Below are 20,455 nucleotides of genomic sequence, written 5' to 3' on the forward strand. Positions count from 1 at the left end.
AGCAGATACCATCTGCCCATCCACGACCACCGACCGAAACCAGCTCACAAAACGACCAACAGATCATCTTCAGAGCACGTCGGTGGATCGAGGCTAAGGCATCCGCCGCTCGATCATGGGGCGATGGGCGAGGTACCGCAAGAAGTACTTGATGAGCTGTCGGCGCTTTGGCTGTGGCAGGGGTCAGCTGGAGCTGCGACTACGACAAGTGCCCCTGCCTGTTATGGAAGCGCGGAATCAAACCCGTAATCGCCCAACGTGGAACCGCCCATGGGTCCGGACTTGGCAAGGTGCGCCGGGTGGTTAAGCGTGCGTTCGCCTGGCTCCACCAGTTCGAACGACTCCGCATCCGCTACCAGCGCCGCGCCGGCGTCCACCGGGGCCTGCTCGAACTGGCCTGCAACATCTTCTGCTTCCCATATCGCTGCCCATGTCCCACCGCTACCTGCACGAGGGACTGACCGTGCTCGCCGACCACGCCCCGAACCTGTCCACCGCGCTGGAGCGAGCCGTGGCAGTCGGCTACACCCATCTCAACCTCGGCGGCACGGTCATCCGCACCGACCGCGTCGCCGCCCCCGGCCCCAACGGCGCCGATCTTTGGTGGTCAGGGAAGCTCAAGCACCACGGCGGCAACGTGCAGGTCAGCTCCGCCCCGGACGGCTGGCCAGTCCGGGTTTCCCCGGTCCGGCCCGGCCGAGAGCACGACACCACCTGCGCCCGCACCCACGGGCTCATCGATGCGCTCAACCCGCTCGCCACCACCCTGGACATGCCCACCCTGACCGACCTGGGCTACGAGAACGCCGGCCCCGGCTTCCGCCACCCGGTCAAGAAACCCCAGGGCGGCGAACTCGCCGAGCACCAGCAAGCGTTCAACAACGTGATCCGCGGCATCCACGGCGTCGCCGAGCGCGCGAAAGCCCTGCTCAAGGTCACCTTCAAGGCCCTGCGCCGGGTCAGCTGGACCCCGCCGCCATCACCCGCATCGCCCGCGCCGCCCTCGTCCTGCTCCAGATCGAGCACGGGCGCACCACCTGAAACGAAGATCACGAACCGTCACGAAACGTTACCGAGAAGGGTTCAGTGTGTCTCAACGAACTACCCCAAAGGCTGACGGACTGTCCTCATGCCTGGCAGAGCCAGACAGTCGCGCGCATGCGGAGGACGAGGCCCCGCCCCCCTTGCGCGGGGTCCGGGGCGTCGTCGTATTCCCGAACCAGTCAGGCCGAAGCCCCGGTTCCCGTAGCGGGTGCCGGGGCTCCGTGCTGCCAGCCGCACGTCCAGTGCCATATATCACAGGTGACAATACGTCAGCTCGCCTATTTTTACGCCGATTTAATGATCTTGTCAGCCAGGACGAGCGCCGAATATTTTCACCACGCACGCGTTACACACATCCTCTGTCCGATCTCCAGGAGATCAACATGCGTAAGACGATAGCCGCGTTCATCGGCACCTTGGCCCTGTTCCTCGGCGGGGTCGTCATGGCCCCCACCGCGGGCGCCGCCGGGTACGGCTGCTCCGGCAACCTGATCGACACCTACGACGTCAAGACCAGCAACGGTGTCAAGTACGGCGTGGTCTACCTCTACTACAGCACCGCCAATGGCGGCACCAACTGCGCGGTCACGGTGGATACTTACTTCGGTACCAGCACTTCCAAGGACATGTCCATCTTCATCGGCCGCTGTGCCGCCGGAAGCTCGGCCGGGTCGTCGTGCTTCCAGGACCAGTACACCTCCGACACCGGCAACTACAGCTGGTACGCGGGTCCTCGCTCCGTCACGGGCACCGCAAACCGCTGCGTCACCCTGAACGGGGTCATCCACAACCCGTCCGGTAGCTCGCTGGCACAGGTAGTGACGCTCTCGGTGCACTGCTGACGGCCTGATCGTCCGCAGGTGGTGCCTCCGGTGCCAGGCCCGGAGCCGCAGGAGCATTTCGCGGCTCTGGGCCTTCGCCGTGCCTGGGCTAGTGCTCTGACCGGGAAGGTTCGCCGGATCTGCGGTTCCAGCGGTTGGATGTCCGGAGACGTCCGATCCGACCGTTGGGGGTGTGGTGGCTGAGCCTGTCCGTGTGCGCAGGTTGACCGACCAGGAGGGCCAGAAGCTGCAGCAGATCGTGCGCCGTGGCAGCACCAGCTCGGTGCGGTACCGGCGCGCGATGATGCTGCTGGCCTCGGCTGGCGGAAACCGGGTCCCGGTGATCGCGAAGCTGGTCCAGGCCGACGAGGACACCGTCCGCGACGTGATCCACCGGTTCAACGAGATCGGCCTGGCCTGCCTGGACCCTCAATGGGCGGGAGGCCGTCCCCGCCTGCTCAGTCCTGACGACGAGGACTTCGTCGTCCAGACGGCCACCACCCGCCCGACCAAGCTCGGCCAGCCCTTCACCCGCTGGTCCATCCGCAAACTCGCCGCCTACCTGCGGAAAGTGCACGGCCGTGTGATCCGGATCGGCCGCGAGGCATTACGGTGCCTGCTCGTCCGCCGCGGCATCACCTTCCAACGCACCAAGACCTGGAAGGAGTCGCCCGACCCCGAGCGCGACGCCAAGCTGGACCGCATCGAGGAGGTGCTGGAACGCTTCCCGGACCGCGTGTTCGCATTCGACGAGTTCGGGCCGCTCGTCGAAGCCCATTTCGGGCCTCTGCGGCAGTTCACGATCGCCAACTCCCACCACCGCAACCACAGCGTGCAGACCCGGGCCCTGCACGCCTACCTGCGCTGGCGTAACGCCAACGCCCGCCACCCCGACGTCCTCGCGGCGCAGCGTCGCGAACGCGCCCGCATCCGCAGCGAGAAGGGCATCCGCTGGGACGGACGCCCGCTTCCCGCCGTGGCCTGACAAGCGACCGAGCCGAGAGCGTTAGACCCTCACACCACGCGCGATTCGGTACAGCACGTTCGGACGCAGTGGCCCTTCGGGCGCGGTGGGGTCGTCGAAATCGTCAGCCGGGTCTCGGGTCATGCCGATCCGGCGCATCACTGCTTGGGAACGGAGGTTGGTAGCAGTCGTCACTGCAAGGATCTCGGGGAGTTCAAGCGTTTCGAAGCCGAAGGCAAGGCCAGCCAGGGCGGCCTCGGTGGCGTAACCCTGGCCCCAGGCCCAGCGAGCGAGCCTCCAACCGATCTCTACCCCCGTGAACGGCATGCCATCATCCACCTTGTCCAAGCCCGCGAAGCCGATGAACTCGCCCGTGGCCTGCAATTGAACTGCCCACCATCCGTAGCCTCGCTGGTCGAACTCGGCCTGGAACTGCGCCACGGAGGCATCGCTCTGTTCACGGGTGAGCAGGTCGCCCAAGTGCTCCCGGACCTCGGGATCAGCATTCATCGCCGCCCACGGTTCAAGGTCGGAGTCTTGCCATCGACGGAGCACGAGGCGATCGGTATGCAGTTCAGCCATGCTGCCCAGCCAACGCGAGCGCTGTCCCCAAGGCAATCCATTTTCTTCGGGACTGCTACCGCCGCAGAAGGAGAATGCACGGCTGGCTCCAAGACTGACGAAGCGACCACCGCCCCGGCGAACCTTCCCGGTCAGAGCACTAGCTGGTCAGAACACCAAGAGGGCGCAGTCGTCGGCTGCGCCCTTGGTGGTTGTTGGCCGAAGCGCGTGGACGCGCAGCACGGCGGGTGTCATGATCACGTGGGCGTCGGCGCGGGTCCGGCACGCAGGGAGGGACCATGATGCTCTACCTCGCCGTATCTGTTGTTCTGCTGGCGTTGCTCATCGCCGCCTCCGGCGTAGCTGCGGTTTCCCGCGGCTGGGTGCTCCCCACGAACCGGCGACCGGTCCGCCGTCCGCGCCTCTACGGCTGGGGCCAGTTGGTGGTTGCCCTCGCCCTGTGCTGGCAGGTGTTCTTCCTTCTGGTGCTCAACGATCCCGACATCCTCGCCCCCGACATCCGAGGGTGGGGGACCCTGCCAGGCAGCGCGCTTTTTCTGACCGGCCTCATCCTGATGATGGTGAGCCGTCGTACGGGTGGTAATCGGCAGGGCACGCCCTAGCGGTGGGCCACTTCAACGACTTCATGTAGAAGCCCGCGCTCGGGGCTGTGGGCATCATTCCCGAACCGTCCGCCCCCGGTCATGCGATGCACGCGCTGAGGCACTTCTACGCCTCCGTGCTCTTGGACGCCTGCGAGAGCATCCGGGCCCTGAGCCAGTACCTGGGTCACTCCGATCCGGGCTTCACCCTGCGCACGTACACGCACCTGATGCCGAGCAGCGAGGGACGTATCAGGAAGGCCGTGGAGGCCCTCTACAGGGCTTCCAGGAACCATGATCACGGCCCAGAGGCGGCCCAGTAGGCCCATAACGACCCCGCACGGCAATTAAATTGCTGGTCGGGGCCCATGTCTCCGCGACAGCGAGGCTTCATCTATTTCTGGCCGCTGTATACGGGCATGTCCATTCCGGAGAATTCCTGGCGCAACCGCATGTGGCTGGATACCTGGATTTGACCGGCCTCTTCCTACCGCTGCCGGTCGCGGTCCGATAACAACTGCCCCTGGAGTCACTACCGTCCCGTAAAGTGCTCACAAGCGCTCTCTTGAACATGTTCAAGAGAGCCTCCTGGGGAGGGGGACTGCACAGATGCGCAGTGGAGCGAAGGTCGCCGTGATCGGCGGAGTGTTCGTGCTGGTGATCGGCGGTGTGGGGTACGGGGCGTACAACGTGCTCGACGGGCTCGGGGGCGGCGGGGGCGACGGAGCGGACGGCCGCCCCGCCTCCGCCGCGGTGAAGACGGGGCCGCCGAGCGAGGCGGAGATCAGCGAGACGTCGAAGAAGTTCCTCGAGGCCTGGGCGGCCGGCGAGGCGGCGGACGCGTCCCAGCTCACCAACAACGCGTCGGAGGCCGAACCGGCTCTGAGCGGATACAGCGCCGAGGCCCACGTCACCAAGGCGGTGATCACTCCGGGCCCGGCGACCGGCACGACAGTGCCGTTCACGGTGAAGGCGACCGTGAGTTACGAGGGGAAGTCCAAGCCCTGGTCTTACTCCTCCGAACTGACCGTCGTGCGCGGCCTGACCACCGGCCGGGCGCTGGTCGACTGGAAGCCCTCGGTGATCCATCCGGATCTGGCGGACGGCGAGTCGCTCAAGACCGGCGAGGCGTCCGCCCCGTCGATCCAGGCGCTCGATCACAACGGCAGGGTGCTGACGAAGGAGAAGTACCCGTCGCTGGGGCCGATCCTGGACGCGCTGCGCGAGAAGTACGGCGAGAAGGTCGGCGGGACCGCAGGCATGGAGACCTGGATCGAGTCCACGGGCGAGGACACCCCGGACCAGACGCTGCTGACGCTGTCCAAGGGGAAGCCCGGCAAGCTGCAGACCACGCTGGACGCGAATATCCAGGCGGCGGCCGAGAAGGCGGTCAAGCAGTACAGCCAGGCCTCGGTGGTCGCGGTCCGGCCGTCCACCGGCTCGATCCGCGCGGTCGCCAACAACCCTGCGACCGGCTTCAACGCGGCCATGCTCGGCAAGCAGGCACCCGGTTCGACGATGAAGATCGTGACCGCGTCCATGCTGATCGAGAAGGGCTTCGCCTCGGCGAACCGCCCCGTCGAATGCCCGAAGGACGTGATGTACCAGGGCCGCACCTTCCACAACCTGGAGAACTTCTCGCTCCCGGACACCGACACGTTCACCACCAGCTTCGCCCGCTCCTGCAACACGGCCTTCATCAAGCTGATCGACGACGTGGACGACGACTCCGCGCTCGCCAAGGAGGCCCGGGACGTCTTCGGGATCGGCCTCGACTGGAAGACCGGCTCCGCGTCCTTCGACGGCAGCGTGCCCGAGGCCACCGGCGGTGAGGCCGCCGCGCAGTACATCGGCCAGGGCACCATCCAGATGAACGCACTCAACATGGCGTCCATCACCGCCACCGCACGCAACGGCACCTTCCGGCAGCCGGTCCTCGTGCCGCAGGAACTGGACGGCCGTCAGCTGGCCACCGCATCCCGTTCGCTGCCCGCGTCCGTCTCCCAGCAGGTGACGAACATGATGCGACAGACCGCGAGCTGGGGCACCGGCAAGGCGGCGATGGCCTCGGTCGGCGGCGACAAGGGCGCGAAGACCGGTTCGGCGGAGGTCGACGGACAGGCCACGTCCAACAGCTGGTTCACCGGCTTCAGCAATGACCTCGCGGCCGCGGCGGTCGTCCAGTCCGGCGGCCACGGCGGCGACGCGGCGGGCCCGGTGGTGGCCCAGGTGCTGCGCGCGGGGCCGTGATGTGCTCCACCCGGGGTCCGGTGACCGAAACGGAATCGCGTGCCCCGCTGGGCGGCCGCTAGCGTGCGGGGGCATGAGTACTCCCGACGCCACGGCTCCCGTCACCGCAGCTCCTGAGGCCGCAGCTGCCGAAGCCCACCCCCGATTCGCCGAGGCCCTGCGCGAGCTGGGCCTCGATGTCGAGATCCGCCGTTTCCCGGAGGCGACCCGTACGGCTGCCGAGGCCGCCGCCGCGATCGGCTGCGACCTCAGCGCCATCGTCAAGTCGCTGATCTTCGAGGCCGACGGGGCGCCTGTGCTGGTCCTGATGGACGGCTCCTCGCGGGTCGACGTGGAGCTCGTGCGACGGGAACTGGGCGCCGGGAAGGTCAAGCGCGCCGGAGCCGACCTGGTCCGGGAGACCACGGGATACGCGATCGGCGGGGTGCCGCCCTTCGGCCACCGTACGAAGACACGGGTGCTGGCCGACCGCGGGCTGCTCGACCACGATGTGGTGTGGGCCGCGGCGGGCACCCCGCACACCGTCTTCCCGCTCGACCCCAAGACGGTCATCGGGCATGCCGGCGGCACCGTGGTGGACGTGCGCGAGCAGACGAAGTGACGCCGCTGGTCGCGATCGCGGTCCTGGCCGCGGCGATCACGCACGCCAGTTGGAATGCGATCGCGCACGCCATCAAGGACCAACTGCTCTCCTTCACCCTGATCTCCGGGGGCGGGGCGCTGCTCGGCGCGGTCACCGCCTGCTTCGTACCGCTGCCGGCCGCGGAGGCGTGGCCGTATCTGATCGTCTCGGCGATCCTGCACGTCGCCTACATGGCGCTGCTGATGCGGTCGTTCACGCTCGGCGACTTCGGCCAGATGTACCCGATCGCACGCGGCACCGCACCCCTGGTGGTGACGGTGCTCGCGGCGGTCTTCGTCGGCGAGCGGCCGGACGGCTGGGCGACGGCGGGTGTGGCGGTCGCCTGCACCGGGCTCGTCGGCGTCGCACTCTGGGGCATCCGGGGCTCGCAGACCCGCCCGCACTGGCCGGCGATCACCGCGGCGCTGGCGACGGGTCTGGCGATCGCCGGCTACACGACCGTCGACGGGGTGGGGGTCCGGGCCTCCGGCACCCCGCTCGGCTACATCGCCTGGCTGATGATCCTGGAGGGGCTCGCCGTCCCGGCGTACACGCTCTGCCGCCGCCGCGGGCAACTGGCCGCCCAGCTGAGGCCGTTCGCGGCACGGGGGCTGCTCGGCGCGGCTCTGTCGGTGGCCGCGTACGGGCTGGTCCTGTGGGCGCAGACGAAGGCCCCGCTGGCCCCGATCGCCGCCCTGCGCGAGTCGTCGATCATCGTGGGCGCGGCGATAGGGACGGTGTTCTTCAAGGAGCGGTTCGGCGCACCGCGCATCGCGGCGGCCGGGCTGATGGTCGTCGGGATCGGGCTGATGCTGCACACGAGTTGAGCGCTCCGGCCCGGGCACGCGGCGCCGCTCCCGGGCGCCAGCAGACGTGCCGTGAACGGACGTGACACCCGAGGATCACCTGTCACGTCCGTACGCGAGAGGCATGCCGCCCGGCGGCGGCCACCCGGCTCAGTCCTCCGCGATCGCCCTCCGGAAGCCTGTGTTCACAGCGAGCAGGCCGCCGTCCACCCGCAGCGTCGTCCCCGTGATCCAGGCCGCGTCGCGGGAGGCGAGAAAGGCGACCGCGGCCGCGATGTCGTCCGGTTCGCCGACCCGGCCCAGCGGGTAGACCGCGCTCACCCGGTCCAGCTCGAGGTCACGTCCCGCCCAGGCGTCCGTTCGGATCGTGCCGGGCGCCACCAGGTTGACCCGGACCCCGCGCGGACCGGCGTGGCCGGCGAGCGTACGGGTCAGACTGCCCAGTCCGGCCTTGGCGGCGCTGTAGGCGTGGTTGCCGAAGTCCTGCTCGCCGTTGACCGAGCCGATGTTGACGATCGCGCCCCTCCCCGACGCCACCAGATGCGGCAGAGCGGCGCGCGAGCAGCGGTACGGGCCGGTGAGCGTGGCGTCCAGATCGCCCTGCCAGACGTCGTCGGGCTCGTCCTCGAAGAGCGGGGTGTCGGGGGTGCAGCGGTACGCGTTGTTGACCAGCACGTCGAGCGTGCCGAACGCCTCGACCGCACGGGCCACCGCAGCCTCGACCGCTGCCCGGTCGCCCACGTCGCAGGGCAGCGCCTCGGCGGTGGCGCCCGTCTTCCGTATCGCCGCCGCCGTGTGCTCGGCGCGGTCACCGTCCAGATCGGTCACCAGGACGCGCGCGCCCTCGCCGGCCAGCCGGCGGGCCGTGGCCGCGCCGATGCCCTGTCCCGCGCCCGTGATGAGTACGCCGTATCCGTCGAACCTGGAATCACCGGTAGGAGTCATAGCGCCGACCGTACTGCTCTGACCAGGGCCTGGGCACGGGGATCGGCGGTGACTCCCTTCTGCAGACCGTTCGTCACATAGCCGAGCGCTATGCCCGATTCGGGGTCGGCGAAGCCGAGCGAGCCGCCGCGGCCCGGGTGGCCGAAGGAGCCGGGGGCGAGGAGCGGGGCGGCCGGGCCGTGCAGCATGTATCCGAGGCCGAAGCGGGTGTTCACGACGAGCACCCGGTCCGGGCCCGCGGACTCCTCGGTGCGGGCCAGGGTGAGCGTGGCCGGGGCGAACAGCCGGTGGCCGTCGACCGGGCCGATCATCGCGGCGTAGCAGCGGGCCAGGGCGCGGGCGGTCGCGATGCCGTTGGAGGCGGGGAGTTCGGCCGCCCGATAGGCGGGGTCGTTCTCGTCGGGCAGCGGGTCGATCGCGCCGAACGCGCGACGGGTCAGCGACTCCGGGTCGCGGTAGGCCTCCGTGACCGACCGCTTGGGGCGCAGCCGCAGGGCGCCGCCGTTGTCCTGGAGGGCGGGTGCCTCGACCGGTCCGATCCGGCCCACCCGGTGCGCCTCTTCCGCCGGCAGCCCGAACCAGAAGTCCAGGCCGAGCGGGCGGGCGATCTCCTCGGCGACCCAGCGGCCCACGGTGCGCCCGGTGACCCTGCGCACCAGTTCGCCGACGAGCCAGCTGTACGTCTGCGCGTGGTAACCGTGCGCGGTGCCCGGCTCCCACTGCGGGCACTGCGCGGCGACGGCCCGCGGCCCGGAGATCCCGTCGGCGGCCTCCTGCGGCGTCAACGGCCGGTCGAGGGCGGGGACCCCGGCCCGGTGGGCGAGGAGGTGGCGCACGACGACGCGTTCCTTGCCGGCCGTCTTGAACTCGGGCCAGTACGTGCCGACCGGCGCGTCCAGGTCCACCTGGCCGCGCTGGTGCAGCAGCAGCGGTACGGCGGCGGCTATGCCCTTGCCCGCCGAGCGGACGATCTGCACGGTGTCGACGGCCCATGGCTCCGCGCCGTCGACGTCCCTCGTACCGGCCCAGAGATCGACGACCTTGCGTCCGTCCCGGTAGACGGCGACCGCGGCCCCCCGCTCACCACGGTGCTCGAAGTTACGGATGAAGGCGTCCCTGACCGGTTCGAATCCGGCCGCCACCGTGCCCCGTACGTCCACGCCTGCTCCTGCACTCCCGCTCATCCCCCCATGGTGCATGGCGCCGCAGGTGAGCTGTACCGCGGGTGACCTTCAGCTCAGCACGATCGAGACGTCGATGTTTCCCCGGGTGGCGTTGGAGTACGGGCAGACCTGGTGCGCGCTGTCCACCAGCCGGGCGGCCAGCTCCTGGTCGACGAGCGGCAGCGACACGTTGAGGGCGACCGCGAGTCCGTAACCGTGCGCCCGGTTGGGGCCGATGCCGACCTTGGCGGCGACCGTCGAACCGCTGAGGTCGTATCCGGCCCGTCGGCCCACCAGCACCAGCGCGTTGTGGAAGCAGGCGCTGTAACCGGCGGCGAACAGCTGCTCGGGGTTGGTCCCGTTGCCGTCGCCACCGAGCGCGGGCGGCATCGCCAGCCGCACCTCGACCTGGCCGTCCTGGCTGGTGACATAGCCGTCACGACCACCGTGGGCGGTTGCCTCCGCCACGTACATGATCTTCGTCGGCCTGGCGTCCTCGGTCATGCAGCACCCCCGCGATAAAGACGTGTGCGCAAGAACGTTGCCCACAACACACCCGAGCGGACCGCACGCTACCAGCGGGTAGCCAGGTCGGCCGGGGTGGGGTCGGCGGGTGCGGTCCGCCAGTGCGCCGACGCGCGTGGCGAGGGCGTGCAGCTCCGCCGGCAGCCGCGCCACCTCGCCCTCCCCGGGCCCCGCCCCGTCAGGTCACGGCTCGCTGCGCCCCGTACAGCGCGAAGCGGAGCTGTTCGTCGAGCAGCCGCGAGGCCGCGGGGAAGGCTGGTGTCGTCGTCGGTCACGCGCCCATTGCCACGGAGCGCGGGTCGAACCCGAAGGGCAGCTCCAGACGGTGGGCGCGCATCAACTCCCCGTCGCAGAGCAGGTCATGCGTACGGTCGTCGGCGGCGATGACACCGTCGCTGAGGATGACGGCGCGCGGGCAGAGCTCCAGGGCATACGGCAGGTCATGCGTGACCATCAGCACGGTGACGTCCAACGACCGCAAAATGTCGGCGAGCTCACGCCTCGAAGCGGGGTCCAGGTTGGACGACGGCTCATCCAGGACGAGGATCTCCGGCCGCATCGCGAGCACGGTGGCCACGGCGACGCGGCGGCGCTGACCGAAGGAGAGGTGATGCGGGGGCCGGTCCGCGTACCCCTCCATGCCGACCTGCTTCAGAGCCTCGACGACCCGCTCCTCCAGCTCGGCGCCGCGCAGCCCGGAGGCGGCGGGTCCGAAGGCGACGTCCTCCCGGACGGTCGGCATGAAGAGCTGGTCGTCGGGGTCCTGGAAGACGATGCCGACGCGGCGGCGGATCTCGGCGAGGTTGCGCTTCTCCACCGGGAGACCGGCGACCCGGACGGTTCCGGCGCCCGCGTCGAGGATGCCGTTGAGGTGGAGGACGAGGGTGGTCTTGCCGGCGCCGTTCGGGCCGAGCAGGGCGACGCGCTCGCCGCGGGCGACGGTCAGGTCGACGCCGAAGAGCGCCTGGTGACCGTCGGGGTAGGCGTAGGCGAGGCCGCTGACTTCGAGGGAGGCGGGGGGCGTCGGTGACATGCTCATAGGGTCCATCCCAGCAGACAGATGACAAGGGCGAGGACGGGGAGTGCCGAGGCGTACGCCCACTGGGCACGGGACGCGGTCACTTCGTCGATGACCGGCATCGAGCCGGTGTAGCCGCGACTGACCATGGCGAGATGGACCCGTTCGCCGCGTTCGTAGGAGCGGATGAAGAGGGCGCCCGCCGATGCGGCGAGAACCCCCCACTGCCGCATGCCGCGCGCCTCGAAGCCCCGGGAGCGGCGGGCGATCGACATCCGCCGCATCTCGTCGCTGACCACATCCCCGTACCGGATCATGAACGAGGCGATCTGCACGAGGAGCGGCGGCAGCTTGAGCCGCTGGAGGCCGAGCAGCAGGGAGCGCAGCTCGGTGGTGGAGGCCAGCAGCACCGAGGCGGCGACGCCCAGGGTGCCCTTGGCCAGCACGTTCCAGGCGCCCCAGAGGCCGGGGACGCTGACCGGGACACCGAAAAGTTCGGTCTGCTCACCCGGCACCACGAACGGCATCAGCAGCGCGAACGCGACGAACGGCACCTCGATGAGCAGCCGCTTGAGGAGGAACCCGGCCGGGATCCGGGCGAGCACGGCGACCGCGGCGATCAGCGCCGCGTACAGCGCGAACGCCCAGACCGCCTCGCGCGGCGTCGAGACGACGACCACCACGAAGCAGAAGACGGCGGCCAGCTTGCAGTGCGGTGGCAGATCATGGACCGGCGAGTGCCCGTGCCGGTAGAGCTTGTGTGCGTGCCCGGCGCCCATCAGACGGTTTCCTCGGTGCGCGCGTCAAGTGCGTCCGGCGTACGGCGGCGGCGCACGGCCCAGAAGACCCCGCTGCCGGCCACGACCGTGGCGCCGACCCCGATCACTCCGGCGAGACCGCCGGAGATACGGGCGTCGGAGATGTCCCGGACGCCGTAGCCGGCGAGCGGGGAGTGCTTGGACGCATGCGGCTCGGCCTTCTCGTCGATGCCCTGGTCGGCGGCGACCTTCTCCAGGCCGTCCGGGCTGGCGGAGGCGTAGAAGGAGACGAAGCCCGCGAGGACGAGGGCGGCGACCAGGCCGGTGGCCCAGACCTTGCGCGTCGACCGGCCGGCGACGGGGGCGGTCTCGCGCGCCGGCGCGTCGACGAGTTCGCCGCCGACCCGGAGCTTGAGCGGTGCGGTCAGTCCCCGGGCGCCGTGCACCAGGTCAGGTCGGACGGCGATGACGGCGCCGACGGTCAGCGCGGTGATCAGGGCCTCACCGATCCCGATCAGGACGTGTACGCCGACCATGGCGGTGAAGACCTTGCCGATCGCGATGTCGGTGGTGCCGCCGATCCAGTAGATCAGCGTGAAGACGACCGCCGCGGCCGGTACGGACACCAGCGCGGCGACGAACGACGCGGCCGTCATGGAGCGGCGGGTCCGCGGCAGCACGCCGACCAGGCCGCGGAAGAGGGCGTACGCGACAACGGTGGTCGTGATGCCCATGTCGAGGACGTTGACGCCCAGCGCGGTGAGCCCGCCGTCCGCGAAGAGAATGCCCTGCATGAGCAGGACGACGGATATGCAGAGCACCCCGGTACAGGGACCGACCAGGATCGCGGCCAGCGCCCCGCCGAGGAGATGACCGCTGGTACCTGCGGCGACCGGGAAGTTCAGCATCTGCACGGCAAAGATGAAGGCGGCGACAAGGCCCGCGAGCGGCGCGGTGCGCTCATCGAGCTCGCGGCGAGCGCCCCGCAGACTGACCGCAACGGCACCCGCGGCGACGACACCGGCGGCGGCGGAGAGGGGTGCGTTGATGAATCCGTCGGGTACATGCATGAAGGAGGCTCCGCTTCCTGCGTTGCTGCGCGGGGGCATGAACCTCTGAATGATAGAGCCTTGTTGCGAATCATTCGCAAGAGCGCATACCTCACAGCTGTGCGCCCCGGCCGCCCCCTCACCGCGCCAACCGGTCAAAATATGGGACATTGGATGGCAAGAGTGAACAAGTAGGAGGAGCCGGCCATGTCCCCTGTGATCGAAGAGCACACCGAAGCCCGGCTCATCACCGAGGCCACCGACACCTTCGCGGTCCCCGTCGACCTGCAGTGCGACGCCGGCTCCGACCCGCGAACCGTCCATGTCGCCTTCCCCGGCGGCACCGACTGGGCCTTCGGCCGCGATCTGCTGGAGGGCGGGATGCGCTCCCCGGCCAGGCGCGGCCCCATCCGGATATGGCCGTGCGGCCGAGCGCAGCTGGTCGTGGAGAAGCACTCGGCGGACGGCGTCGAGGTGGTGCAGTTCGACAACGCGTCGATCATCCGCTTCCTGCACCGCATCCACGACGAGAGCAGCCCCGAGGCCGCGCAGGCGGTGACGGCCCGGGCGTGACGGCATGGATGAGCCCCCGTGCCGCTCGCACGGGGGCTCATCGTCGCCCCGGTCCCCCGTCCCCACAGGTAACCGGCGCAGTCCGGGGCCGCGCTCCGCTCAGACGCGGGCCCGGGGCTCTCAGGGGGTTGTCCCCCCTCGACAATCAGACCCGGATCAGCTCGCGCTCACCCTGGGCGTCGCCATGACCCTCGCCGTCGGACGGCGTCTCGCCGAGCTGCTTGCGCAGCTTCTCGCCCTCCACGTCGACGTTGGGCAGCAGCCGGTCCAGCCAGCGCGGCAGCCACCAGGCGCGCTTGCCGAGCAGGGCGAGGACCGCGGGCACGATCGCCATCCGGACCACGAACGCGTCGAAGAAGACCGCGATGGCGAGCGAGAAGCCGATCATCTTGATCATCGACTCGCTGGAGCCGATGAACCCGGCGAAGACCGCCATCATGATCACGGCCGCGGCGGTCACCACGCGGGCGCCGTGCCGGAAGCCGGTGACGATAGCCTGCGGGGGCTTCTCCCCGTGGACGTACGCCTCGCGCATCCGGGTGACGAGGAAGACCTCGTAGTCCATGGCGAGGCCGAAGACCACACCCACCATGAAGATCGGCATCATGGACATGATCGGGCCGGTCTGTTCGACACCGAAGAGTGAGCCGAGCCAGCCCCACTGGAAGACCGCGACGACCGCGCCCAGGGCCGCGACGACCGAGAGCAGGAAGCCGAGGGCCGCCTTCAGCGGCACCAGCACCGACCGGAAGACCAGCATCAGGAGCAGGAACGCCAGGCCGACGACGAGCGCCAGATACGGCAGCAGCGCGTCGTTCATCTTCTGCGAGAAGTCGATGTTCATCGCCGTGGAGCCGGTGACCAGGACCTCGGCGCCGGTGTCGGACTTGATGTCCGTGCCCGCGTCGCGGATCGCGTGGACCACGTTCTCCGTTTCGGCCGAGCTCGGCCGGTCCTGGGGAACGACGGTGATCATCGCGGTGTCGCCGGCCTTGTTGAAGGTGGCCGGGGAGACGGCGACGACGTGCGGGATACCGGAGATGTCGTCGGTGACCCGGTTGACCGCGGTCTTGCCGTCCGAGCTGTTCGCCGTGTCCACGACGACCATCAGCGGACCGTTGAAGCCGGGGCCGAAGCCGTCGGAGAGCAGGTCGTAGGCGCGGCGCTGGGTGGTGCTGGTGGGCTGGGAGCCGTCGTCGGGCAGGCCCATCTCAAGCGAGGCGGCCGGCACGGCGATGGTCCCGAGGCCGATGACTCCGACCAGCAGCACCCACACCGGCTTGCGCAGCACGAACCGCGCCCACCGGGTGCCCATGTTCGGCTTCGGCTCCGTCTTGATCTCCGCCTCGGCGGCCTTGCGTGCCTTGCGTCCCATCACCCGCTTGCCCGCGAAGCCCATCATCGCCGGGACGAGGGTCAGCGCGATCAGGACGGCGATGGCGACCGTGCCGGCCGCCGCGAAGCCCATCTTCGACAGCATCGGGATGTTGACGACAGCCAGGCCGACCAGGGCGATGACGACGGTGAGACCGGCGAAGACGACCGCGGAACCGGCCGTGCCGACCGCCCGCCCCGCCGCTTCCTCGCGCTCGCGGCCCTCGGCCAGCTCGGCGCGGTAGCGGGAGACGATGAAGAGCGCGTAGTCGATGCCGACCGCGAGGCCGATCATCATCGCGAGGGTGGAGGTGGTGGAGCCCAGGTCGAGCACGTTCGCCAGCGCCGTGATCGTCGAGACGCCGATGCCGACGCCGATGAGCGCGGTCAGCAGCGGCAGCCCGGCCGCGATCAGTGACCCGAAGGTGATGACCAGCACGACCGCCGCGATCGCCACACCGATGATCTCGGTGGCACCGGTCTCCGGCATCACCTGGAGCGCGTCACCGCCGATCTCCACGGTGAGCCCGCCCTGCTGCGCCGCCTTGCCCGCGTCCTGGAGGTCGTCCCGGGTCGCGTCGGTCAGCTCCATCGAGCTGACCTTGTAGGAGACCGAGACGTACGCGGTGGAACCGTCCTTGCTGACGGCCTTGCCCGTGTACGGGTCGGTCACCGAGGCGATCTGGTCCGATCCGGACTTCAGCTCGTCCGCGACCTTGCGCACCTCGGCCTTGTTGGCCGGGTCCGTCATCTTCTCGCCGTCGGGTGCCTTGAAGACGACCCGCGCGGTCGCGCCGTCGGCGCCGGCGGCAGGGAAGCGCTGTTCCAGCAGGTCGAAGGCCTTCTGTGCCTCCGTACCCGGAATGGAGAAGGAGCTGGAGGTGGCAGTGGACGCGGAGGCCGCGCCGAATCCGGCGAGCGCCAGCAGCGCCACCCAGACGAGGGCGACATAGCGGCGACGCCGGAAGGCGAACCGTCCGAGTTTGTAGAGGAATGTGGCCACGGGGGCGTACTCCCGGTCAGGTCGTGTGAGTGGAAAAGGGCGTGAGGAACCAGCCCGACGACGAGAGCGGCGTGTCAGGTGGGGCTTGGGGAGAGGGCCGTACGGAGGGGACGGGGTCAGACGCCGAGAGCGGGGAGGATCACGGAGTCGACATAGTCGATGAGAAACGCCCGGTCGACGGCGCGGTCCTCGACCAGCTGCCGAGCGGCGAAAGCACCGATCAGCATGTGCGGTACGTATTTCAGCGCCGGGTTGTCCGGACGCAGCTCACCCCGGTCCACCGCTCGGCGGAGCAGCGTGTCGAGGCCGGTCATCTCCGGCTCGATGAGCAGCTCGCGCAGGGCCTGGTGGAGATCGGGATTCTCGTGAACGGCATGCATCAGGCCCCGCATCAGCGCGGAGTCCTTCTCCATCTGGCAGTCGTCGGCACGGCCGAGCGCGGCGTGGAAGTCGCCGCGCAGCGAGCCGGTGTCGGTCTCGGCAAGGCCGCCCGGCTTGTTGTGCCGCAGCGCCTTGACGGCCAGCTCCGCCTTGCTCCCCCACTGGCGGTAGAGGGTGGCTTTGCTGGAACGGGTGCGGGCGGCGACGGCATCCATGGTCAGGGCGTCGTAGCCGACCTCGCGCAACAGGTCGAGCACCGCGGCGTACATCTCGCTCTCGCGCTCGGGCGTGAGCCTGGTGCGTGCCATGGTGCGATCTCCTGTTCTCCCGGTCATACGTCGGTCGCTCGTACATCAGTCGACCGAACGAAACTGTTTCGTACACATCGACGGTACCTCGCCGACTCAGCGAAACTAAATCGTTTCGCTTGTGTGCTGCACCACAACTTGCCGCGCCACGAGTTGCCGGGGCCCTCTCGCGCGGAAAGCATTGGGGGGTGAGTGACGACGTCGCGTATCTCCGTTTCCCGCACCTCCACGAGGACCTGCTCTGCTTCGCGGCCGAGGACGACCTCTGGGTCGCTCCCCTCGTCCCGGAGGGGCACCGGGCCGGCCGGGCGTGGCGGGTGACCGTCGACCGGACCCGGGTCAGCCACCCGCGCTTCTCCCCCGACGGAACCCGTATCGCCTACACGACCTGGCGCAGCCTCGACCCCGAGATCCATCTCGCCCCGGTCGAGGGCGGGCCGGCCCGCCGGCTCACCTACTGGGGAGCCACCGACGCCCGGGTCCGCGGCTGGACGCCCGATCCGGGCGAGCAGTCCCACATCCTCGCCGTGTCCTCGCACGCCCAGCCGTTCTCGTACTTCTCCTGGGCCTACAGCGTCCCCACCGACGGCTCCCCCGGCGGGAAGCTCCCCTGGGGCCCGGTCGCCGACATCGCGGTCGCGGACATCGACGGCGAGCGGCGCACGCTGCTGCTCACCGGCACGCCGCCGCACGAACCGGCCGCCTGGAAGCGGTACCGGGGCGGGGCGATGGGACGGCTGTGGCTGCACGGCGTGCGGCTGCTGCCCGATCTCGACGGCCATCTGGACGCACCGATGTTCGTCGGCGGGCGAATCGCGTTCCTCTCCGACCACGAGGGCGTCGGCAACCTCTACTCCTGTCTGCACGACGGCAGCGATCTCCGCCGCCACACCGACCACGACGCGTTCTACGCCCGGCACGCGTCCAGCGACGGGCGCCGGGTCGTCTACCAGTGCGCGGGCGAAATGTGGCTGGTCGACGACCTGTCGCCGGACGGGGTGCCGCGGAAGCTGGAGGTGCGGCTCGGCGGGCCGCGGGCCGGGCGGCGTACGTACCAGGTGCCGGCCGCCAGCCATGTCGACTCGCTGTCCGTGGACGAGACGGGCCGGGCGAGCGCCGTCGCGGTACGCGGCAGTCTGTACTGGCTCACCCACCGCGACGGGCCGGCCCGCACGATCACCGACACACCGGGGGTCCGGATCCGGCTGCCCGAGATGCTCGGCAGCATGGGCCAGGTCGCGTACGTCACGGACGCGGACGGTGTGGACGCGATCGAGATCGCCTACCTGCCGCGCGCCACTGGTCCCCGGGAGCCGCGCCGGCTGGCCTCCGGGCAGATCGGCCGGGTCCAGGAGTTGACCTCCGACCCGGACGGCGAACGGCTCGCGATCGCGACGAACGACGGTCGCCTGCTGCTCCTGGAGACCGCCGAGGAGTCCACCGGCGAACCGACCGAGCTGATCCGCTCCATCAACGGCCCCGTCCGCGATCTGGCGTTCTCGCCGGACGGCGCCTGGCTGACCTGGTCCCACCCCGGGATCGGCCGCTCGCTGCGGCAGATCAAACTGGCCCGGATCATGGGGCCCGGCGCGCCGGTGATCGTCGATGTCACCAACGGCCGCTTCGAGGACGAGAACCCGGTGTTCACGGGCGACGGCCGGTACCTCGCGTTCCTCTCCTGGCGCGGCTTCGACCCTGTGTACGACGTCCACACCGGCGACCTCTCCTTCCCGCTCGGCTGCCGCCCGTACCTGGTGCCGCTCTCCTCGGCCACCCCGTCCCCGTTCGCTCTCTCACCGGAAGGGCGCCCGGCGGCGGGCGGCCTCGACCCGGTCGACGCCCCGGAAGCGACGCCGGTCGAAGGGGCAACGGTCACGGTCGAGTTCGAGGGGCTGGAGAGCCGGGTGACACCGTTCCCGGTCACCGCGTCGAAGTACTCGGCGCTCCATCCGGTCAGCGGCGGCGGGCTCGTCTGGCTGCGCTGGCCGATCTCGGGCGCGCTCGGCGAGACGTTCGTCAACCCTGCCGACACCTCGGGTCGCCCCACCCTCGAACACTTCAACATCACCAAGGCCAGAAAGACCGAACTCGTCGGCCATCTCGACTGGTTCGCTGTCAGCGGCGACGCGACACGGCTCGTCGTCATGGACGACGGCGAACTGCGGGCCGTACCGGCCACCGAGGCCGGCGACAGCGACTCGACGGTCTACCTCGACCTGCGGCGGATCCTGCACGACGTCGACCCGCCGGCGGAATGGCGACAGGCGTACGGGGAGGCGGGCCGCATCATCCGCGCCTACTTCTGGGAGCCGGACATGTGCGGCATCGACTGGGAGGGCGTGCTCGACCAGTACCGGCCGCTGGTCGAACGGGTGGCGACGCCCGACGAGTTCGCCGACCTGCTGCGCGAGGTGCTCGGCGAACTGGGCACTTCGCACGCGTACGTGGCACCCGCCCGCCGCAACGAGGGCCCGCCGCACTACCAGCGGCCGATCGGACTGCTCGGCGCGAACCTGGTGTGCCGGGACGGAGCCTGGGTTGTCCGGCGGATCCTGCCCGGCGACTCCTCGGACTCCAAGGCCCGTTCACCGCTCGCCGGCACCGGCATCCGGGAGGGCGCGATCCTCACCCATGTCGACGGTCGCCCGGTGGACCCCGTCGCAGGCCCCTACCCCCTCCTCTCCGCGGCGGGCGGCACCACGGTCGAACTCACCTTCCAGCCCGGCGAGGGCGAGGGCCCCGCACGACGCGTCGCGATCGTGCCCCTGATCGACGAGCGGCCGCTGCGCTACCAGGACTGGGTGGCCAAACGCCGCGAAGTCGTACGCGAACTGAGCGGCGGCAAGTGCGGCTACCTGCACATCCCCGACATGGGCGGCTCGGGCTGGGCGCAGTTCAACCGGGATCTGCGTCTGGAGGTCTCCCGCCCCGCCCTGATCGTCGACGTACGCGGCAACGCGGGCGGCCACATCAGCGAGCTGGTGGTCGAGAAACTGACCCGCACGATCCTCGGCTGGGACCTGACCCGCAACGCCCAGCCGGTCTCGTACGCCTCCAACGCCCCCCGCGGCCCGGTGGTGGCCCTCGCCGACGAGGCGACATCCTCCGACGGCGACATGATCACCGCCGTGTTCCGCCTGCTGAAGCTGGGCCCGGTCGTGGGTCAGCGGACGTGGGGCGGCGTGGTCGGCATGACCGGCCGGCACCGGCTGATCGACGGCACGGTGATCACGGTGCCGATGAATGCGGCCTGGTTCGACGAGTACGGCTGGTCGGTGGAGAACCGAGGCGTGGAACCGGACCTGGAGGCCCTGCGCACCCCGCTGGACTGGGCGGAGGGCCGCCACGCGGTGCTGGACGACGCCGTGCACGTGGCTCTGAACCTCCTGAAGACCCAGCCGGCCGCCACCCCGCCCACGTACGAAGCAGTTCCGGACCGGGTACGCCCGCCCCTGCCACCGAGGTAACTCGCCGCGGGAACCCGCCTCCACGGCCTGCCCTCAAACGCCGGACGGGCTGATTGCCCGCGCCGGCTTTGAGGGCGGTTCGGCGGGCGAATGTGAGCCCACGACGATGGCAATTCGCGAACTCCGTCCGATGACGGCAGCTTGTGAACCGGTCCGCCGACGACCGCTCGTGAGCCCCGTCCCCCCCCCGGTGGATGCGGGCCGTGCGGGCGTAAGAAGGC

Annotated in this window: 17 protein-coding genes and 3 pseudogenes; 11 read left to right on the forward strand and 9 right to left on the reverse strand. The window is 69.9% G+C overall.

From position 1 onward, the window contains the following. Nucleotides 1-230 precede the first annotated feature (230 nt). The 4 genes and pseudogenes from ACWCP8_RS39770 to ACWCP8_RS39785 all read left to right on the forward strand — a co-directional run. Nucleotides 231-461: pseudogene (locus tag ACWCP8_RS39770) on the forward strand (hypothetical protein); the annotation flags it as partial. Continuing rightward, nucleotides 431-1,041: pseudogene (locus ACWCP8_RS39775) on the forward strand (HARBI1 family protein); the annotation flags it as partial. The pseudogenes ACWCP8_RS39770 and ACWCP8_RS39775, both read left to right, overlap by 31 nt. Nucleotides 1,042-1,427: 386 nt before the next feature. Next, nucleotides 1,428-1,886 (forward strand): hypothetical protein, encoded by a 459-nt coding sequence (locus tag ACWCP8_RS39780; RefSeq protein WP_451121384.1) that lies wholly within the window; start codon nucleotides 1,428-1,430, stop codon nucleotides 1,884-1,886. A 175-nt stretch (nucleotides 1,887-2,061) separates the two neighbouring features. Then, nucleotides 2,062-2,850, forward strand: coding sequence for a helix-turn-helix domain-containing protein (locus ACWCP8_RS39785; RefSeq protein ID WP_451121401.1), 789 nt, complete (start codon nucleotides 2,062-2,064; stop codon nucleotides 2,848-2,850). Nucleotides 2,851-2,871: 21 nt separating this feature from the next. On the opposite strand, the gene ACWCP8_RS39790 is transcribed toward ACWCP8_RS39785, so the two are convergent. Then, on the reverse strand, nucleotides 2,872-3,411 hold the full coding sequence (locus tag ACWCP8_RS39790) for a GNAT family N-acetyltransferase (RefSeq protein ID WP_383751562.1): 540 nt from the start codon (nucleotides 3,409-3,411) through the stop codon (nucleotides 2,872-2,874). Nucleotides 3,412-3,689: 278 nt separating this feature from the next. On the opposite strand from ACWCP8_RS39790, the gene ACWCP8_RS39795 reads away from it, so the two are divergent. From ACWCP8_RS39795 to ACWCP8_RS39815, 5 genes and pseudogenes are all read left to right on the forward strand, one after another. Continuing rightward, nucleotides 3,690-4,013: a hypothetical protein gene (locus tag ACWCP8_RS39795; RefSeq protein WP_451121387.1), complete on the forward strand. Its 324-nt coding sequence runs from the start codon at nucleotides 3,690-3,692 to the stop codon at nucleotides 4,011-4,013. 29 nt (nucleotides 4,014-4,042) lie between these two features. Further along, nucleotides 4,043-4,315, forward strand: a pseudogene (locus ACWCP8_RS39800) (site-specific integrase); the annotation flags it as partial. 286 nt (nucleotides 4,316-4,601) lie between these two features. After that, the gene (locus tag ACWCP8_RS39805; protein ID WP_355996098.1) at nucleotides 4,602-6,242 is read left to right on the forward strand and encodes a penicillin-binding transpeptidase domain-containing protein; all 1,641 of its coding nucleotides are present in this window, start codon (nucleotides 4,602-4,604) and stop codon (nucleotides 6,240-6,242) included. A 73-nt stretch (nucleotides 6,243-6,315) separates the two neighbouring features. Further along, a complete protein-coding gene (locus ACWCP8_RS39810) occupies nucleotides 6,316-6,843 on the forward strand; it encodes a YbaK/EbsC family protein (protein WP_352265448.1) in 528 nt (175 codons plus the stop codon). Beyond that, on the forward strand, nucleotides 6,840-7,691 hold the full coding sequence (locus ACWCP8_RS39815) for a DMT family transporter (RefSeq protein ID WP_352265446.1): 852 nt from the start codon (nucleotides 6,840-6,842) through the stop codon (nucleotides 7,689-7,691). Before ACWCP8_RS39810 ends, ACWCP8_RS39815 begins: the two co-directional genes overlap by 4 nt. A gap of 129 nt (nucleotides 7,692-7,820) precedes the next feature. Here ACWCP8_RS39815 and ACWCP8_RS39820 read toward each other — a convergent pair whose 3' ends face one another. The 6 genes from ACWCP8_RS39820 to ACWCP8_RS39845 form a co-directional block, all read right to left on the reverse strand. Continuing rightward, nucleotides 7,821-8,615: an SDR family NAD(P)-dependent oxidoreductase gene (locus ACWCP8_RS39820; RefSeq protein WP_355996093.1), complete on the reverse strand. Its 795-nt coding sequence runs from the start codon at nucleotides 8,613-8,615 to the stop codon at nucleotides 7,821-7,823. Continuing rightward, nucleotides 8,612-9,775, reverse strand: coding sequence for a serine hydrolase domain-containing protein (locus tag ACWCP8_RS39825; protein ID WP_355996357.1), 1,164 nt, complete (start codon nucleotides 9,773-9,775; stop codon nucleotides 8,612-8,614). The genes ACWCP8_RS39820 and ACWCP8_RS39825 overlap by 4 nt, the downstream gene beginning before the upstream one ends. A gap of 72 nt (nucleotides 9,776-9,847) precedes the next feature. After that, nucleotides 9,848-10,282 (reverse strand): organic hydroperoxide resistance protein, encoded by a 435-nt coding sequence (locus tag ACWCP8_RS39830; protein ID WP_451121390.1) that lies wholly within the window; start codon nucleotides 10,280-10,282, stop codon nucleotides 9,848-9,850. 292 nt (nucleotides 10,283-10,574) lie between these two features. Next, nucleotides 10,575-11,342 carry an energy-coupling factor ABC transporter ATP-binding protein gene (locus ACWCP8_RS39835; RefSeq protein ID WP_355996090.1) on the reverse strand — a complete coding sequence of 256 codons (768 nt, stop codon included), beginning with the start codon at nucleotides 11,340-11,342 and terminating at the stop codon, nucleotides 10,575-10,577. Next, nucleotides 11,339-12,100 carry a cobalt ECF transporter T component CbiQ gene (gene cbiQ / locus ACWCP8_RS39840; RefSeq protein WP_451121394.1) on the reverse strand — a complete coding sequence of 254 codons (762 nt, stop codon included), beginning with the start codon at nucleotides 12,098-12,100 and terminating at the stop codon, nucleotides 11,339-11,341. Before cbiQ ends, ACWCP8_RS39835 begins: the two co-directional genes overlap by 4 nt. Beyond that, on the reverse strand, nucleotides 12,100-13,149 hold the full coding sequence (locus ACWCP8_RS39845) for an energy-coupling factor ABC transporter permease (protein WP_451121396.1): 1,050 nt from the start codon (nucleotides 13,147-13,149) through the stop codon (nucleotides 12,100-12,102). Before ACWCP8_RS39845 ends, cbiQ begins: the two co-directional genes overlap by 1 nt. 186 nt (nucleotides 13,150-13,335) lie before the next feature. Between ACWCP8_RS39845 and ACWCP8_RS39850 the strand changes: the two genes are divergently transcribed. Then, entirely contained in the window at nucleotides 13,336-13,701 is a 366-nt protein-coding gene (locus ACWCP8_RS39850; RefSeq protein ID WP_352265437.1) for an SsgA family sporulation/cell division regulator, read from the forward strand. Nucleotides 13,702-13,846: 145 nt separating this feature from the next. Here ACWCP8_RS39850 and ACWCP8_RS39855 read toward each other — a convergent pair whose 3' ends face one another. Next, a complete protein-coding gene (locus ACWCP8_RS39855) occupies nucleotides 13,847-16,078 on the reverse strand; it encodes an MMPL family transporter (RefSeq protein WP_355996082.1) in 2,232 nt (743 codons plus the stop codon). A gap of 116 nt (nucleotides 16,079-16,194) precedes the next feature. Then, the gene (locus tag ACWCP8_RS39860; RefSeq protein ID WP_352265433.1) at nucleotides 16,195-16,767 is read right to left on the reverse strand and encodes a TetR/AcrR family transcriptional regulator; all 573 of its coding nucleotides are present in this window, start codon (nucleotides 16,765-16,767) and stop codon (nucleotides 16,195-16,197) included. Between the two features lie 188 nt (nucleotides 16,768-16,955). Here ACWCP8_RS39860 and ACWCP8_RS39865 point away from each other — a divergent pair, with 188 nt between their 5' ends. Further along, the gene (locus ACWCP8_RS39865; protein WP_451121399.1) at nucleotides 16,956-20,234 is read left to right on the forward strand and encodes a S41 family peptidase; all 3,279 of its coding nucleotides are present in this window, start codon (nucleotides 16,956-16,958) and stop codon (nucleotides 20,232-20,234) included. The last annotated feature ends 221 nt before the right edge of the window (nucleotides 20,235-20,455 follow it).

The organism is Streptomyces sp. NPDC002206, from assembly GCF_053593595.1.

Bases quoted from the DNA above. Each gene is read 5' to 3' on its own strand.
- ACWCP8_RS39780 (WP_451121384.1), top strand. From the start codon at position 1,428: ATGCGTAAGACGATAGCCGCGTTCATCGGCACCTTGGCCCTGTTCCTC.
- ACWCP8_RS39790 (WP_383751562.1), bottom strand. From the start codon at position 3,411: ATGGCTGAACTGCATACCGATCGCCTCGTGCTCCGTCGATGGCAAGAC.
- ACWCP8_RS39795 (WP_451121387.1), top strand. From the start codon at position 3,690: ATGATGCTCTACCTCGCCGTATCTGTTGTTCTGCTGGCGTTGCTCATC.
- ACWCP8_RS39805 (WP_355996098.1), top strand. From the start codon at position 4,602: ATGCGCAGTGGAGCGAAGGTCGCCGTGATCGGCGGAGTGTTCGTGCTG.
- ACWCP8_RS39810 (WP_352265448.1), top strand. From the start codon at position 6,316: ATGAGTACTCCCGACGCCACGGCTCCCGTCACCGCAGCTCCTGAGGCC.
- ACWCP8_RS39820 (WP_355996093.1), bottom strand. From the start codon at position 8,615: ATGACTCCTACCGGTGATTCCAGGTTCGACGGATACGGCGTACTCATC.
- ACWCP8_RS39830 (WP_451121390.1), bottom strand. From the start codon at position 10,282: ATGACCGAGGACGCCAGGCCGACGAAGATCATGTACGTGGCGGAGGCA.
- ACWCP8_RS39835 (WP_355996090.1), bottom strand. From the start codon at position 11,342: ATGAGCATGTCACCGACGCCCCCCGCCTCCCTCGAAGTCAGCGGCCTC.
- cbiQ (WP_451121394.1), bottom strand. From the start codon at position 12,100: ATGGGCGCCGGGCACGCACACAAGCTCTACCGGCACGGGCACTCGCCG.
- ACWCP8_RS39845 (WP_451121396.1), bottom strand. From the start codon at position 13,149: ATGCATGTACCCGACGGATTCATCAACGCACCCCTCTCCGCCGCCGCC.
- ACWCP8_RS39850 (WP_352265437.1), top strand. From the start codon at position 13,336: ATGTCCCCTGTGATCGAAGAGCACACCGAAGCCCGGCTCATCACCGAG.
- ACWCP8_RS39860 (WP_352265433.1), bottom strand. From the start codon at position 16,767: ATGGCACGCACCAGGCTCACGCCCGAGCGCGAGAGCGAGATGTACGCC.